The 14,700-nt window shown below is 64.5% G+C and carries 14 protein-coding genes; 5 read left to right on the top strand and 9 right to left on the bottom strand.

Going from position 1 to position 14,700, the window contains the following annotated elements; translation table 11 throughout:
• Window positions 1-109: 109 nt before the first annotated feature.
• A complete protein-coding gene (locus L9O85_RS04145) occupies window positions 110-760 on the top strand; it encodes an HAD family hydrolase (RefSeq protein WP_301579683.1) in 651 nt (216 codons plus the stop codon).
• A 211-nt stretch (window positions 761-971) separates the two neighbouring features.
• Window positions 972-2,321: an MATE family efflux transporter gene (locus L9O85_RS04140; protein ID WP_108979482.1), complete on the top strand. Its 1,350-nt coding sequence runs from the start codon at window positions 972-974 to the stop codon at window positions 2,319-2,321.
• 75 nt (window positions 2,322-2,396) lie between these two features.
• Here L9O85_RS04140 and L9O85_RS04135 read toward each other — a convergent pair whose 3' ends face one another.
• The 3 genes from L9O85_RS04135 to L9O85_RS04125 all read right to left on the bottom strand — a co-directional run bounded on the left by L9O85_RS04135 (window position 2,397) and on the right by L9O85_RS04125 (window position 5,740).
• Window positions 2,397-2,885 (bottom strand): hypothetical protein, encoded by a 489-nt coding sequence (locus L9O85_RS04135; protein WP_276758155.1) that lies wholly within the window; start codon window positions 2,883-2,885, stop codon window positions 2,397-2,399.
• A 12-nt stretch (window positions 2,886-2,897) separates the two neighbouring features.
• On the bottom strand, window positions 2,898-5,444 hold the full coding sequence (locus L9O85_RS04130; RefSeq protein WP_301579682.1) for an ATP-dependent helicase: 2,547 nt from the start codon (window positions 5,442-5,444) through the stop codon (window positions 2,898-2,900).
• Between the two features lie 140 nt (window positions 5,445-5,584).
• A complete protein-coding gene (locus L9O85_RS04125) occupies window positions 5,585-5,740 on the bottom strand; it encodes a hypothetical protein (RefSeq protein ID WP_276853550.1) in 156 nt (51 codons plus the stop codon).
• A 191-nt stretch (window positions 5,741-5,931) separates the two neighbouring features.
• On the opposite strand from L9O85_RS04125, the gene L9O85_RS04120 reads away from it, so the two are divergent.
• On the top strand, window positions 5,932-6,285 hold the full coding sequence (locus L9O85_RS04120) for a hypothetical protein (RefSeq protein WP_050625152.1): 354 nt from the start codon (window positions 5,932-5,934) through the stop codon (window positions 6,283-6,285).
• A gap of 216 nt (window positions 6,286-6,501) precedes the next feature.
• On the opposite strand, the gene murC is transcribed toward L9O85_RS04120, so the two are convergent.
• Both murC and L9O85_RS04110 read right to left on the bottom strand, forming a co-directional pair.
• A complete protein-coding gene (gene murC / locus L9O85_RS04115; RefSeq protein WP_256183529.1) occupies window positions 6,502-7,896 on the bottom strand; it encodes a UDP-N-acetylmuramate--L-alanine ligase in 1,395 nt (464 codons plus the stop codon).
• 211 nt (window positions 7,897-8,107) lie between these two features.
• Window positions 8,108-8,737, bottom strand: coding sequence for a hypothetical protein (locus L9O85_RS04110; protein ID WP_050625153.1), 630 nt, complete (start codon window positions 8,735-8,737; stop codon window positions 8,108-8,110).
• Window positions 8,738-8,954: 217 nt separating this feature from the next.
• Here L9O85_RS04110 and L9O85_RS04105 point away from each other — a divergent pair, with 217 nt between their 5' ends.
• Window positions 8,955-9,809, top strand: a complete 855-nt coding sequence (locus tag L9O85_RS04105; protein ID WP_301579679.1) for a hypothetical protein — start codon at window positions 8,955-8,957, stop codon at window positions 9,807-9,809.
• Window positions 9,810-9,854: 45 nt separating this feature from the next.
• Here the strand turns inward: L9O85_RS04105 and trxA are convergent, their stop codons facing one another.
• Together trxA and L9O85_RS04095 are read right to left on the bottom strand one after the other, a co-directional pair.
• A complete protein-coding gene (gene trxA / locus L9O85_RS04100; RefSeq protein WP_050625155.1) occupies window positions 9,855-10,172 on the bottom strand; it encodes a thioredoxin in 318 nt (105 codons plus the stop codon).
• 21 nt (window positions 10,173-10,193) lie between these two features.
• Window positions 10,194-11,054, bottom strand: a complete 861-nt coding sequence (locus tag L9O85_RS04095; protein WP_108979487.1) for an NAD(P)/FAD-dependent oxidoreductase — start codon at window positions 11,052-11,054, stop codon at window positions 10,194-10,196.
• A 274-nt stretch (window positions 11,055-11,328) separates the two neighbouring features.
• Here L9O85_RS04095 and L9O85_RS04090 point away from each other — a divergent pair, with 274 nt between their 5' ends.
• Window positions 11,329-13,041, top strand: coding sequence for a glutamine--tRNA ligase/YqeY domain fusion protein (locus tag L9O85_RS04090; RefSeq protein ID WP_108979488.1), 1,713 nt, complete (start codon window positions 11,329-11,331; stop codon window positions 13,039-13,041).
• Window positions 13,042-13,121: 80 nt separating this feature from the next.
• Here the strand turns inward: L9O85_RS04090 and L9O85_RS04085 are convergent, their stop codons facing one another.
• Together L9O85_RS04085 and L9O85_RS04080 are read right to left on the bottom strand one after the other, a co-directional pair.
• Window positions 13,122-14,144: a hypothetical protein gene (locus L9O85_RS04085; protein WP_256182594.1), complete on the bottom strand. Its 1,023-nt coding sequence runs from the start codon at window positions 14,142-14,144 to the stop codon at window positions 13,122-13,124.
• 2 nt (window positions 14,145-14,146) lie between these two features.
• A complete protein-coding gene (locus tag L9O85_RS04080; RefSeq protein WP_050625158.1) occupies window positions 14,147-14,611 on the bottom strand; it encodes a sigma-70 family RNA polymerase sigma factor in 465 nt (154 codons plus the stop codon).
• Window positions 14,612-14,700: the final 89 nt, after the last annotated feature.

The raw sequence follows: 14,700 nt of genomic DNA, 5'->3' as shown, positions 1-14,700 counted from the left end.
GCCGGTCTGTCAAAAACGGAGCTATTATACCAGAAAACCGTCCCGGCCGCAACCCGGGGGCTGGCCCCGCCCCAGGCAGGAGGCCCCCATCCTGCACGGAGGTCCCGCCATGTACTTTTTTGATCTGGACGGCACCCTGCTGGACTCCAACGGGATCTGGCTGGACATCGACATTGAATTTCTGGGCCGGCGGGGCATCTCGCCGGTGCCTGAGGACTACACCGACTACGTCACCCACCACAGCGCTCCCGACGCGGCCCGGTACACCAGGGAGCGCTTCTCCCTCCCGGAGACGCCGGAGGAGATCATGGAGGGCTGGATGTCCATGGCCCGCTCCGCCTATGCTCACACTCTGCCCCTGAAGCCCGGCGTGCCCGCCTTTCTGGACGCCTGCCGCCGCCGGGGGACACGGATGGCGGTGCTCACCTCCTGCATGCCTCCCCTGTGCCGCGCCGCCCTGGAGCACCACCGCCTTCTGGACTGCTTTGAGGCCGTCTACACCACCGCTGAGCTGGGAATAGAAAAGCGGGACCTGGCTCTCTACTGTCTGGCGGCGGAACGGTCGGGCGTCCCTCCCCAGTCCTGCCTCCTCTTCGAAGATTCTCCCAGCTACTGTGCTGCGGCCAGGCAGGCTGGCTTCACTGTGGTAGGGGTCTTTGACCCCCTTTTTGCCCCCCGCTGGGGGGAGATGGAGGCCCTGTGCCACCATCGCCTGGAACGATTTGCGGATGCCTCTCCCACCCTCTGGCAGATTCCATAATTTTGCTCTTTCCTGCCCCTGAAAATGTGTTAATGTTTTGTTAAGATGTTTCTTGACTTTTGCCCGATTCCGCACTATATATATAGTTCGGAATCGGGCACTTTCTGTTTTAGACAAAGAAAGACCCTTATTTTTGTGAAAATGCCCGAGGCCGCTCCCTCTTTCTGATCACATCTGCTCCGGTCTTTCGGAGCCTGAGGAGGCCCCTCTCATGATCCAAAGAAATTTCTGGCGCAATGTGCTCCCCTCCGTCATCGCCTTTGCCTTCTCCGGCGTCTACTCCATCGTGGACGGGATGTTCGTGGGCCAGGGCGTGGGCGATGCCGGGCTGGCCGCCATCAATGTGGCCTGGCCGGTCACCGCCCTGGTCCAGGCCCTAGGCACCGGGCTGGGCATGGCCGCCGCCGTGGTGCTGTCCGTGTGCATCGGCCGCCGGGACGCCGCGGAGGAGCACCGCGCCCTGGGCTCCACTGCCGTGCTGCTCCTGCTGGCCGGCGTGCTGTCTACCGCCCTGCTCGCCCTGCTCTACCGCCCCCTGCTCCCTCTGCTGGGCGCGGAGGGCTCCGTCCTGGCCTATGCTGACAGCTACACCCGGGTCATCGTGCTGGGCTCGCTCTTCCAGGTGCTGGGCACCGGGCTGGTCCCCCTGCTGCGCACCTATGATGGGGCGGACGCCGCCATGTGCTCCATGACCGCCGGCTTCCTCACCAATGTGGTGCTGGATGCTCTGTTCATCTCCGTCTTCCGCTGGGGCACCGCCGGGGCCGCCGCTGCCACCGTCATCGCCCAGGGGGTGTCCGCCGCCCTGGGGCTGGTCTATCTGTTCCGGGTGAAGCGGGTGTTCCGGGGGGTGAGCTTCCGTCTGAACCGGAGGACCGTTCTCCGCCTGCTTGCCACCTCCCTGTCCCCCTTCGGCCTGACCATGCTGAACACGGTCACGCTGGTGGTCATCAACCGGGGAGCGCTGGCCTACGGCGGCTCCCTGGCGGTGGCCTGCTATGCGGTCATGAGCTACGCCATCTGCATGGTCCACTTCATCATCCAGGGCATCGGGGACGGGGCGCAGCCCCTTCTCAGCCGGTATTACGGCGCCGGAGAACAGGAGGCGCTGGCTCAGGTCCGTACACTGACCTTCCGTTCCGCCCCCGCCGCCGCCCTGCTCTGCGGCATCGCCCTCTTTCTGGGGCGGTCCGCCATCCCCCACCTGTTCGGGGCATCCAATGCCGCTACCCGGCTGTTCCAGGTAATCCTGCCCCTGTTCCTGCTCTATCTCCCGTTCATGTCGGTAGTGCGCATCCTGACCTCCTACTTCTGCGCCACCGAGCAGATCACCCGGGCCGACCTGCTGATCTACGGCCAGCCCGTCGTGTTGGTGGCCCTCTCCCTGATCCTGCCCCGCACTGGGCTGGGGCTGTCCGGGGTCTGGCTGTCCGTCCCCCTGACCCAGATCCTGCTGGCCGGCGCCGGGGTGCTGCTGCTGCACACCGCTCACGCCGGGACGAAGCCCATCCCCGCCGCCGCGCCCCAGCAGGCCGTCCCCTCCGTCTCTCTGTCTGTGTGACATGGATGCCCACGGGCCCTTATCCAAAAAACGGCTGCGCGCCCTCCTTTCGGGAGGGCGCGCAGCTATTTCTGTTTATTGCAAAGATTTCCACTCTGTCTGGATCAGCTCCGCCAGCTCCCCACTGGTCCCGCTCTCTCCGGCCAGGCGGTCCAAAATCGCGCCAAACGCCTCGGTCCCGCCGTACCAGGACACATCAGCGGAAGCCAAGTGTGTGCACAACAGCTCCCGCTCCTCCCGGCTGTCGATCAAGGCTAGGTAGGACAGCACGGTATCCGGGGCCTCCAGGAACCGGTGGTACAGCTGGTCAAAGCCGTTCTCCCCGTAGACCCCGTCCGCCCCCAGGCAGTAGGCCGTCAGCTGGTCCAGGGGCATGCCGCTCAGATCCTCCAGCTCCTGATAGGTGATGCCGTAGGCGGAGGGATCGGTGGTCACGGTGCTCCATCCCGGGTGCATCTCATCGGCATCCAGGCTCTCCCCGGCCGTTTCCGCGCCGCATCCAGCCAGAAGGGCCAGGCAGAGCGCCGCCGTCAGCGTCCTGGCCGTCCTTTTATTTCGGTCCACAGCCGCTCCTCCTCATATCTTCTCCATGTGGGCGGCAGCGGATTTGAGCATCAGCCGCTTGGTGCCCACGTTGTCAAAGGCGATCTCCACCAGGGCATCGCCCCCCATCTTCTGCACGGACAGGATCATCCCCTGTCCGAATGCCTTGTGGCGCACCATGTCCCCCTTCTGGAAGGTGGGCAGCACCGCTGGTACTGCGGCGGCAGCCGGGCGGCCGCCCAGGGGGCGCTGAGGACGGCCGGCCGCGGGCGCGGCGGGATAGACGCCGCCGGTGCGCCCCCCCATGGCCCGGGTGAAACCGCCGTAGGAAGGCGGAGCGGGCCGCTGGGGCGCCTCGCTCCCCCGGGCCGCGTAGCCGCCGTAGCTCTGCTCCCCCCGCTGGTATCCCCCGTACCCGGAGGTGCGGCTGGGGATGCCCCCCCAGTCCCCCACGCCCGGGTCCAGGAAGGTGCGGCCGGAGCGCTCCAGATGCTCCGTGGGGATCTCGTCCACAAAGCGGCTGGGACGGTTGGAGCTGGTGCGGCCGAACAGCATGCGCTGATTGGCGCAGGTGAGGTACAGCTTCTCCTTGGCACGGGTCATGGCCACGTAGCACAGGCGGCGCTCCTCCTCCATCTCCTCCGTCTCTCCGATGGCCCGGATACCGGGGAAGATGCCCTCCTCGGCCCCCACCACAAAGACCACCGGGAACTCCAGCCCCTTGGCCGAGTGCATGGTCATCATCACCACGCAGTCCTGATCTGGGTCGTGGCTGTCCAGGTCGGTGTACAGGGCGATCTCATCCAGGAAGCCCGCCAGGGAGGGCTCCTCCCCCGCATTCTCCAGATAGCCGTTGATGGAGGTGAGCAGCTCCCGCACGTTTTCCAGACGGGTCCGGTCCTCCACGGTGTTCTTGCTCTCCAGCATCACGGCGTAACCGGTGCGGGCGATGAGCTCCTCATAGAAGTCGGGCAGGGGCATGGTCTGGGCCTGCTGGGCCAGCTCCCCCATCATTCCGGAGAACTGGGCCAGCTTAGCCGCCGCCCGGTCCAGTTCGGGGTACATCCGCGCGTTGTCGATGACGGCAAAGAGGGACACCCCCTCCCGCCGGGCGATCTCCTGGGCGGTCTCCACCGTCTTGGCCCCGATGCCACGGGGAGGGTTGTTGATGATCCTAGTGAGGCGCAGGTCGTCCTCCGGGTTGTTCAGCACCGCCAGATAGGCGATCATGTCCTTGACCTCCGCCCGGTCGAAGAAGCGGGTGCCCCCGATGATGCGGTAGGGGATGCCGTTGCGCTTGAACGCCTGCTCCACCTGGTTGGACTGGGCGTTCATCCGGTAGAGAACGGCGTGGTCCTTCCAGTGCCGGCCCTGGCTGTAATCCTCCAGGATACGGGCGGCCACATACTGGGCCTCGTCATTTTCGTTCATGGCGGTGTAGAGCTGGAGCTTCTCCCCCTCCCCCGCCCGGGTCCACAGTTCCTTGCCCTTGCGGCCCTGGTTGTTGCGGATGACGGCGTTGGATGCCTCCAGGATGTGGCGGGTGGAGCGGTAGTTCTCCTCCAGCCGGATGACCCGGCAGCCCTTGTACTGCTCCTCAAAGGAGAGGATGTTCTCGATGGTGGCTCCCCGGAAGCGGTAGATGGACTGGTCATCGTCCCCTACCACGCAGAAGTTCTCATATCCCCCCGCCAGGGTGGAGGCCAGCAGATACTGGAGATTGTTGGTGTCCTGATACTCGTCGATGAGCACATAGCGGAATTTCCGCTGATAGAAGGCCCGCACGTCCTCGTGCTGCTGGAGCAGGCGGACCGTGTGGAGGATGATGTCGTCAAAGTCCAGGGCGCTGGCCTCCCACAGCCGGCGCTGGTACTCCACGTACACCTTAGCGATCTTGGTCAGGCGGAAATCCCCCGCCCGCTCGCAGTCGGCCAGATACTCCTCCGCCAGCTTCATAGCGTCTTTGGCCCGGGAGATGTAGCCCAGCACGGACCGGGGCGGGAACTGCTTTTCGTCGATATTCAGGTCCTTCAGGCAGTCCTTCACCACCCGCAGGGAGTCGTCGGTGTCATAGATGGTAAAGGAGGAGGAGAAGCCCAGCTTCTCGATGTCCCGGCGCAGGATGCGCACACAGGCGGAGTGGAAGGTGGAGGCCCAGATGTCATTGGCGGCTGGGCCCAGCATCCGCTCCAGCCGCTCCTTCAGCTCACCGGCAGCCTTGTTGGTGAAGGTGATGGCCAGGATGGTCCAGGGGGCGGCGGGCTCCAGGCGGCACAGTGCCTCCTGCCGTGCCCTGTCTCCCGCGCCGGAGGCAGCATACTCCTCCAGGAAGCGCAGGTCATCCTCCGTCACCCGCTCCGGCACCTCCGGGCTGTCGGAGCCCCGGCCGTATTTCATCAGGTTGGCGATGCGGTGGATGAGCACGGTGGTCTTTCCACTGCCAGCCCCGGCCAGCAGCAGCAGCGGCCCCTCGGTGGCCAGCACCGCCCTCTGCTGCTCTGGGTTCAGATGGGCGAACTCCCGGGCGATGGCCCCCCGGCGGGCCTTAGCAAATCTCAGTTCCTGTTCTTGATCCAGCATATCTCTCTGTCCTCGGTTCTTCAGTTTCACAGTTAACTCCTATTGTACCGTAATCCAGGGGGCAGGTCAACCGAAAACCCGGCCTTCCCTGAACCGAAGGGGCGGCATCCGGTGGGATGCCGCCCCCTCTGAAATGGGACTCACTCCTCAGGCGGCTGGAACAGCCGCTCCATGGGCACCTGAAAGATCTGGGAGAGAGCCAGCACCTCCCGGTCACTGGCCTCCCGGCGCTGACCCTCCAGGGCGGAGAGGCTGGACTGCCCGATGTCAATCCCCTTCAGCTGGAGCTGCGCCAACAGTATTTTCTGTTTTATGTTCTTTTCCTTGCGAAGCGAAACCACATTTCTTCCAATACAATTCTTATCTCCATAGTCCCTCCTGACTCTCACGGGGGATACCTCCATTTTTATCTGGTAAACAGATTATATGGAGAATTCCCGTTGTTATTATCGGAAAATCAGATTATAATGGTGACGAGGTGATTTTAATGTCAGATAGTCAAACCAACTTTACCTTGACTGATCCCGCCATCGAGCCGATCGATCTGAACCGGATGGACGAGTTCCTCTTTTCAGCTATGCTGCGGGCCTCCATCCACCTCGGCGGCTCTCACACCCCTCTTCAGCTGTCCAGGATGGTCAGAAAGTCGCTTTTGAAGCTCTCTCTTGAGAAGGATCTGACCTTTGACCTGGCTTATGCCAAAGAATTCACCCCCGTCTCCAAGCTATCCCCCCTGGCGCTCCAGATCTACGAAATGCTTATCGCCTACACCGTCCAGATCGTCCGGAACGGCCGCTGCCCCGCTTCCATCCCAACGCCGATACAGGAAGAGACCCCCTGAACGCGCAGTTTGAAATAGACAGCGATCCCCACAGGGGCCCCGCCGCTCCTGTGGGGATCATTCTATCCTCCGCCTCTTCCAGCAGAGATCGCTCCCAAAAGCCTTCTCCCGGGGAAGGTGATACGGCGCATGCCGCGACGGATGTGGGGGCGGCTTTCCGCCGGGCCGCATCACAGCAGCAGGGGCGCACATGGTGCGCCCCTGCAAACTTCTTTTTCAGTTTCCGGCCGGGCCCTTCTCTTGTCCGGCCAGCAGCAGCTCTCCGGCTCGGAAGATATCTCCCGCTCCCACGGTCAAAATCAGGTCCCCCGGCTGGGCCAGCTGGGCCAGCCGTTCCGCCACCTGCTCCACACCGGGGCAGAACTCCGCGCCGGGGATCTGTTCTGCCAGGTCCCGGGAGGAGATGCCCAGCTCGTTCTGCTCCCGCGCCGCGAAGATCTCCGCCAGGAGCACCTGGTCCGGCAGCTTCAGCACCTCCACAAAATCGGAAAACAGCTCGTGGGTCCTGGAATAGGTATGGGGCTGAAAAGCGCAGATCACCCGCCCATATCCCAGGCTCTGGGCCATGGTCAGCAGGGCCCGCAGCTCCTCAGGGTGGTGGGCGTAGTCGTCATAGACCTGCGCCCCCCGGTATGTCCCCTTGTGCTCAAAGCGGCGGCCCGCTCCCCGGAAGGCGCCCAGCCCCTCCCGGATGCCCCGCACCGGCACCCGCAGGGCCAGCGCGGCGGCGGCGGCGGCCAGGGCGTTGCGCACGTTGTGCTCCCCCGGCACCTGGAGCTCCACCCGGGTCACCTTCTCCCCCCGGAAGACGATGTCAAAGCTGGGGAAGCCGTTCACCCACTCCAGCCCGGCGGCGTGGACGTCCCCCTCCTCCAGGCCGAAGGTGATCAGCGGACGCTCCAGCCCGGCCAGGGTCTCCATGGTGTTCTGGTCGTCCCGGTCGGCCACCACTACGCCGGTGTCTGCCGGCACCAGCTCAGCGAAGCGGCGGAAGGAGTGCTCCACGTCCTCCAGGTCCTTGAAAAAATCCAGGTGGTCCGCATCCACATTCAGGATCACCGCCACGGTGGGGAAGAAGGAGAGGAAGGAGTTGCAGTACTCACAGGACTCCAGGATGATGGTCTCCCCCTTGCCCACCCGGTAGCCGGAGCCGATGGCGGGCAGGGTGCCGCCGATCATCACAGTGGGGTCCAGCCCTGCGGCCAGAAAGATGTGGGTACACATAGAGGTGGTGGTGGTCTTTCCGTGGGTCCCCGCCACACACAGGGCGTTGTGGTAGTGCCGCATGATGGCTCCCCACGCCTGGGCCCGCTCGAAGACGGGGATGCCCAGCCGGCGGGCGGCGGCGATCTCCGGGTTGTCATCATGGACGGCGGCGGTGCGGATGACGCAGTCCGCCCCCTCCACGCTCTCCGGCAGGTGGCCGATGGTCACCGGGACCCCCAGCGCCCGCAGGTGCTCCACCGCCCCGCTCTCGTGGGCGTCGGAGCCGGTGATGCGCACCCCCGCCCCGTGGAGCACCTCTGCCAGCGGGGACATGGACACCCCTCCTATCCCCACCAGATGGGCGGTCCGCCCGGGCTGAATATAGTCATGTATCTCCAGGGTCATGTTTCAAGCACCTCTCCCCAGTTTTTCAAGATCCTGCGGCGTCTCCGCCGCGAACAGGGCCTATTATAATATGCGCTCCCCAAAATAGCAAGGTATCTCTTCCAATATAGGCAGATCCTCCCCATTTCATACCTCCGTCCCGGGAAAAAGCCTGGGGCGGACAGCCAAAAACGCGCCGCAGCTGCGGCGCGTTTCTGGGCTGAGGGGCATATCAGAGGATATCCAATCCGGAGATCGCATAGCCAAACATGCTGTTGTTGCGGACCAGGTCCACCGTGAAGCTGCACAGCACCGACTCATCCTCCAGGCTCACCAGGGCTCCGGCCACCTGGACACGGCCGCCGCCCAGCTCGGTGATCTCACCCAGGCGGGTCTCGGTCAGTCCGGCGTCGCCCCGGGCCAGACGGAAGGTGTCGTTCTGCCAGTCATAGCTCACCCGGCCGTTCATCTCCCGGGGCAGGGCGGGCAGTCCGTCGAAGTTGGAGAACAGAGCGCCGGCGTAGTCGGCCACCGTCTCCGCGGGCAGGATCAGCATGTCATCGGTGAGCTCCGCCCGCTCGTCCATCTGGCCGCACAGGCTGAGCATATAGTACAGGCTGTTCCACAGGAACACGTCATCCTGGTCGTTGTAGGCCAGGCCCTGTTCCACCATGCACATCACCAGGGCGTTGACAGGGGCCACCATGGCATCCATGGTGCCGCTCTGGGCGGGCACGTCGCCGGGTATGAATTCCCCGGCAGCCGGGGCGGCGGGCGCTCCCTCTCCGACGGCATAGGCGATACCGCCCATGGGTACGATCAGGAGTGCGGCCATCATCAGCGCGATCATCCATTTCTTCATTGAGGGAACCTCCCTTCCTTGTTGTGTATTCAGTATAGCATCTTCCGGCGGAGATATCCTATCGAATTCGTTACGAGAAGATGAAAATTTGGTTACAGAATTGCCCCGGCCCATGCCTCCGCCCTCCCTGAGCTTGTCTTTTTCCCCGTTCTGGGATACAATGGTATCCCAAGTCTATGTTCCAGGCCCCTCAAATATACCTGCCGGGAGGTGCCCCATGAAAAAATTTCCGCCCCGCCGCCGGCTCTGGCCGGCCGCCGCTCTGCTGTGCCTCCTGGCGCTCCCCCTGCTCCTCCCCCGCCTGTCCGGCGGCAGGAGCGCCCCCGCCGCCCCCGCCCAGACGGCGGAGGAGGCCGACTTCTTTGTGCACCTTACCCTCTCCTCCACCCCGCCCCCCTGCCTGAACAGCCCGGAGGTCCTGACACAGGTGCGGGAGATCCTGGGCTCTATGGTCCCGCTCTCCCCCGCTCCCCAGGAGCTGCCCGCGCCGGCGTCCTATCTCACCGCCTGGCGGGGGGAGGAGCAGCTGGGCACCTTCACCATCCACGCCCCCTCCGGGGAGGAGGACGTCCGCCCGGTCTCCTTCCAGGGGGCGGACGGCGCCCGCTCCTGCTGGCAGCTGCCCGCCGCCCAAGTCCGGGCCCTGGACGGCCTTCGGGGCGCGCAGCTGGACTATGAAGAGGCCCAGGCCGAACAGATCCGCGCCGCCATCCAGGCCCCCCAGGCGTGGGTCTGCGGCCAGGTCCGGCGGTCAGACCCCGCCTTCGCCCGGGAGATGGAGCGCCTGTTCCAGCGGGACTTTCAGGACTCCTCCCTCTGGCTGTCAGAGTGGCTGGCCTATCAGTCCCAGGGAACGCTGGAGCAGTGGTACGACCTGGAGCGTGCCCGCGCCCTGTCTCTGACCGGCCGGGACGGGGCGGTCTTCCGCTTTTCTCTGATCCCGTATCACGAAAACGCCTACCATGTCCTGGCCCTCGCCGGTGAGGACGGGCAGGTGGTCCGCCTCCTGGCCCTTCTGCCCAACGACACCCTTGAGGAGCTGGACCTGCTCCTCGCCTCCCCGGATGCATGAATAAAAGCGGGCCCCGCACCGGTGGTGCGGGGCCCGCTTTGGCTTTTACAGATTCTCGTCCAGCGCCTGGGTGAACACCGCGCCGGGCATCACGCCCACCTTGCGGTCGATCTCCCTGCCGTTCTTGAAGAGGATCACGGTGGGGATGTTCATCACGCCATAGCGCATGGCCAGCTCCCCCTCCTCGTCCACGTTCACCTTGCCAATGACGGCCCGGCCCTCATACTCGTCGGCCAGTCCCTCGATCACTGGGCCCAGCATACGGCAGGGGCCGCACCACTCCGCCCAGAAATCCACCAGCATCAGCGCGCCGCCGTTCAGTTCCTTCTCAAAGGTCTCTCTGGTAAAATGCTTCAATGACATTTTTGATCCTTCCCTTCTGTCTCATTGGTGTTCATTGCGTTTCCGGTCCACATACTCCGCCGCGCTCAGGCCCGCGGTGTGGCCCTCGCCCACCGCCTTGGCCACCTGGAGAGGGCCGCCGGTGCAGTCCCCCGCAGCGAACACGCCGGGCAGGCTGGTGGCCATCTCCCGGTCCACCGCAATGGCCCCGTTCCTCAGCTCCAGATCAGGGAGCAGATCGGTAGGGGCCAGGGCGTCCCGAAGGATGAACACCCCCTCGCAGGGCAGCTCCGCGCCGTCGGCCACCAGGGCGCTCACTCGGTCGGTCCCCCGCACCTCCAGCTTTCCGGCCCGGACGAATGGGATCTCCCGGTCCAGCCCTTTGGGCTCCTGGGGGGAGACATAGACCACCTGACAGCCCAAGCTTTTCAGGTAGTTGGCCTCCTGGGGGGCGTCCTTGCTCCGGCCCACCACTGTGACCGCCCGGCCCCGGTAGAGCATCCCGTCGCAGGTGGCGCAATAGCTCACCCCCCGGCCCAGCAGCTCCGCCTCCCCCGGGTACTTGGCCAGCCGGGCCACCCCTGGCGCCAGCACCAGAGTGCGCCCCTGGAACACCTCGCTGCCCGCCGTGAGGGCAAACCCCTCCCAGGCCATCACCGCCACCACCCGGCCGGTGTGGAACTCCACCCCCACCCGCTGGGCATGGGCGCTGAAGTGCTCCATCAGTTCCCGTCCGTTGACCCCGGGCAGCCCCAGATAGTTGTCGATCCGCTCCGCCCGGGCCAGGGGGCTCTCCTGCCAGGGATTGCCCACCACCAGGACGCTCTTGTCCCGTCCCCGGGCGGCCACAGCCGCCGCCAGGCCCGCCGGGCCGCTGCCCACTACCAGCACATCGTAGTTCAAGGCCGCGCCTCCTCTCCGCCTCCGGGTGCTCTCCCGGACCTGTGTTCTGGTTTGTTTTATTATACCTGCCTTTTGTCAAAAAGGCAACGCTTTTCCGCGGCGCGCCAGGCCGGTCCCGCCCGCTTTTCTCCGAACTGAACGGAGCTGTCTCCTCTCTTCCCCTCTTTTCTGTATGTTCCCCCGGTTTTCTCCCATTTACGTGGGAATCGGTTGATTATTCCTCTGAAATATGGTATAAAATTAGAGTTAAGTTTACGCAAGAGGAGGACCCGATATGTCCGACGAAACCATTATTTCCACTCAGAGCAGGGAAGGCCCCGCCCCCAGCCAGAATTTCATCCATGAATTTATCGCGGAGGACATCGCCCCCGGCGGCCGCTTTGCCGGGATGCAGGTCCACACCCGTTTCCCGCCCGAGCCCAACGGCTATCTCCACATCGGCCACTGCAAGGCGCTTATCATCGACTTCGGCTCTGCCGAGAAGTTTGGCGGCATCTGCAACCTGCGCATGGATGACACCAACCCGGCCAAGGAGGACACCGAGTACGTGGACGCCATCCAGGAGGATATCCACTGGCTGGGCTTCGACTGGGGCGACCGGTTCTTCTATGGCTCCGATTACTTTGAAAAGACTTACGAGCTGGCTGTGGGCCTAATCAAGAAGGGCCTGGCCTATGTTTGTGAGCTCACCCCCGAGCAGTTCCGGGAGTACCGGGGCGATGTGACCACCCCCGCCCGCTCCCCCTGGCGTGACCGCCCCATCGAGGAGTCTCTGGACCTGTTTGAGCGGATGAAGAACGGCGAGTTCCCCGAGGGCAGGTACACCCTGCGGGCCAAGATCGACCTGGAGAGCGGCAACTTCAACATGCGGGACCCGGTGCTCTACCGCATCCGCTACATCGAGCACCACCGCCAGGGCACCAAGTGGTGCATCTTCCCCATGTACGACTTCGCCCACCCCATCCAGGATGCCCTGGAGGGCATCACCCACTCCCTGTGCTCCCTGGAGTATGAGGCTCACCGCCCCCTGTACGACTGGGTCATCCAAAACACCGACGTCCCCAGCAAGCCCCGGCAGATCGAGTTTGCCCGCCTGGGCATCAACTATACAGTCATGTCCAAGCGGAAGCTGCGCAAGCTGGTGGAGGAGGACTACGTCTCCGGTTGGGACGACCCCCGCATGCCCACCCTGTGCGGCCTGCGCCGACGGGGCTATACCCCCGTCTCCATCCGCAATTTCTGCGACCGCATCGGCGTGGCGAAGGCCACCTCCACCGTGGAGTATGCCTTTTTGGAACACTGCCTGCGGGAGGATCTGAACGAGCATGCCCAGCGGGCCATGGCGGTGCTCCATCCCATCAAGCTGACCATCACAAACTACCCCGAGGGTCAGAGCGAGACCCTGGAGGTGGAGAACAACCCCAACGATCCCGGCGCCGGCACCCGCACAGTCTCCTTCTCCCGTCACCTGTATCTGGAGTCCGATGACTTTCTGGAGACCCCGGTCCCCAAGTACAAGCGTCTCTTCCCCGGCGGGCCTGAGTGCCGCCTGAAGGGGGCCTACCTCATCACCTGCACCGGCTGCGTCAAGGACGAGGCGGGCAACGTGGTGGAAGTGCTGGCGGAGTATGATCCCCTCTCCCGGGGCGGAGACCCCGCCGACGGCCGCAAGGTGAAAGGGGCCACCCTACACTGGGTGGACGCCGCCACCGCCGTGGACGCCCAGGTACGCCTGTACGACAACCTGTTCACCGACCCCGACCCGGACGCCGGGGATAAGAACTTCCTGGACTGCCTGAACCCCAACTCCCTGGAGGTGCTGGAGGGCTGCAAACTGGAGGCCTCTCTGGCCGATGCCCAGGCCCCCGCCCACTACCAGTTCCTCCGGCTGGGTTACTTCTGCGTGGACAGCAAAGATTCCAAGCCCGGCGCTCTGGTGTTCAACCGGGCGGTCTCCCTGAAGGACAGCTTCAAGCCTGGCAAGTGAGCCGGGCGCCTGTCCACCCTGAAACGATAAAACACCGCGCCGCGTACAGCTTTCCTGTACGCGGCGCGGCATTTCTGCGCCTACTCGACGGGACACCGGATCCCGTTCACCTCCACCGCCTCCAGATCCTCCAGATCCGGGGGGGCTTCCCGCAGGAACCAGTTCAGGATCAGCAGACCGTCCTCTCCCGCGTTGGCACAGTAGTCGGGCCGTCCTTCTTTCTGAAAGACATGCTCCTGCTCCAGCTCCCAGGCCGTCCCATCCCGGTAGAGCAGCCGGATCTCCGGGGCCTCCCGGAGCACTTCGAGGTTGACGGGATTTCCCTCGGCAGGCACAGCCGTCTGGGCGGAGATCAGCGCCGGGCTGACTCTCACCTGCCGGATCTCCCCGTCCCCCGGTACCCGGACCACCCGCTCCTCCAGCACCTCCTCCGCCGGGATAGTCAGCAGAGTGCCGCCGGGCACGTCATCGGCAGAGGGGACCCCGTCCACCGCCCTGGAAAAGTAGAGAAGGAGCTTGGGGTCTTCCACCTGACTCATGTCCTCCTCCACGCTGACGGTAAAGACCTGATAGGTGCTCCCCCGCTTCTCTCCCTCCAGCACTTCCTCCCAGCCGAGGTTTCCTCCCAGATCCTGCCCATTCCGGCTGGGCTCCACAAAGGAGGAGAAGGGGGACTCCTTCGGGCCCGCCTCTCCCTGGATCAGCTTCCAGTAGAAGGGAGGCGTTTCCGCCGCCTCTTCTCCGTTTGGGGCGGTCAGCCGGTAGACCACGGTACAGCTGTGGCTGGTAAAGGTGACGCCCTGGATCTCCACCATCCCGTCCTCCAGGCGGACCGTCTCTCCCACCTCCTGATAGAAGGGGATCAACTGTCCCGCGTTTTCCCCCAGCAGCCGGTCCAGCGCGGCGAAACCGCCCATGCCCCAGGCCATGCCGGTCCCCAGGACCAGACACAGGCATACAGCCGCCAGGACCGGTCCTCTTCTCCTCCTCGGCCGCTCCGCCGCCCGGGCCCTGACCCTGGTCTCCAGGCAGGCCAGCTCCGCCGGGACGGGCCGGCCGGCCTCCTCTTCCCGCATTCTCTGGTATTCCTCCATGCGCTCCATCTTCAGACCTCCTCACTCAATTCCAGCTTCAACAGCTTCAGCGCCTTTTTCTCCCGTGTGTGGACCGTGCTCCTCGGCATCCGCAGCAGCTCTGCCGTCTCCCGCAAAGTACAGTCGAAGAAATAGCGCAGAAGGATCACTGCTCTCAGCTGCTCCGGCAGTGCCTGGACCGCCGCCCTCAGAGGCAGGTGGTCCGGGTCCTCCCAGGCCTGCTCCGGCAGCTGGTCCACCGCCTGTTCCCGGTCCTGCCGTTTTTTCTCCCGGCTGCACTCGTTGAGCAGGATGCGGGTGAGCCAGGTGGTGAAATATTCCGGGTGGCGCAGTCTTCCGCAGGCCCTCCAGCCCCGGAACACCGCCTCGTCCACCACGTCCATGGCCGCGCTGTCATCGGACAGCCACATCCGCGCGATGCGCCACAGCCGTTCCCGGCACTGTTCCACCCCCTGCCAGTACTCCTGGTCGTTCACGCTGCTCCCCCCTTTCTGCCTATTAGACCCTCGGGAGCCCCCCTTTGTCCAGGGGAGTACAAAATTTTTTAAAAAAGTCCCGGCCTGAC

Source organism: Lawsonibacter asaccharolyticus (assembly GCF_022453915.1).
Classification (GTDB): domain Bacteria; phylum Bacillota; class Clostridia; order Oscillospirales; family Oscillospiraceae; genus Lawsonibacter; species Lawsonibacter asaccharolyticus.
The sequence above is the reverse complement of the archived record's forward strand: the minus strand, read 5'-3'. Positions and strand labels throughout refer to the sequence as shown.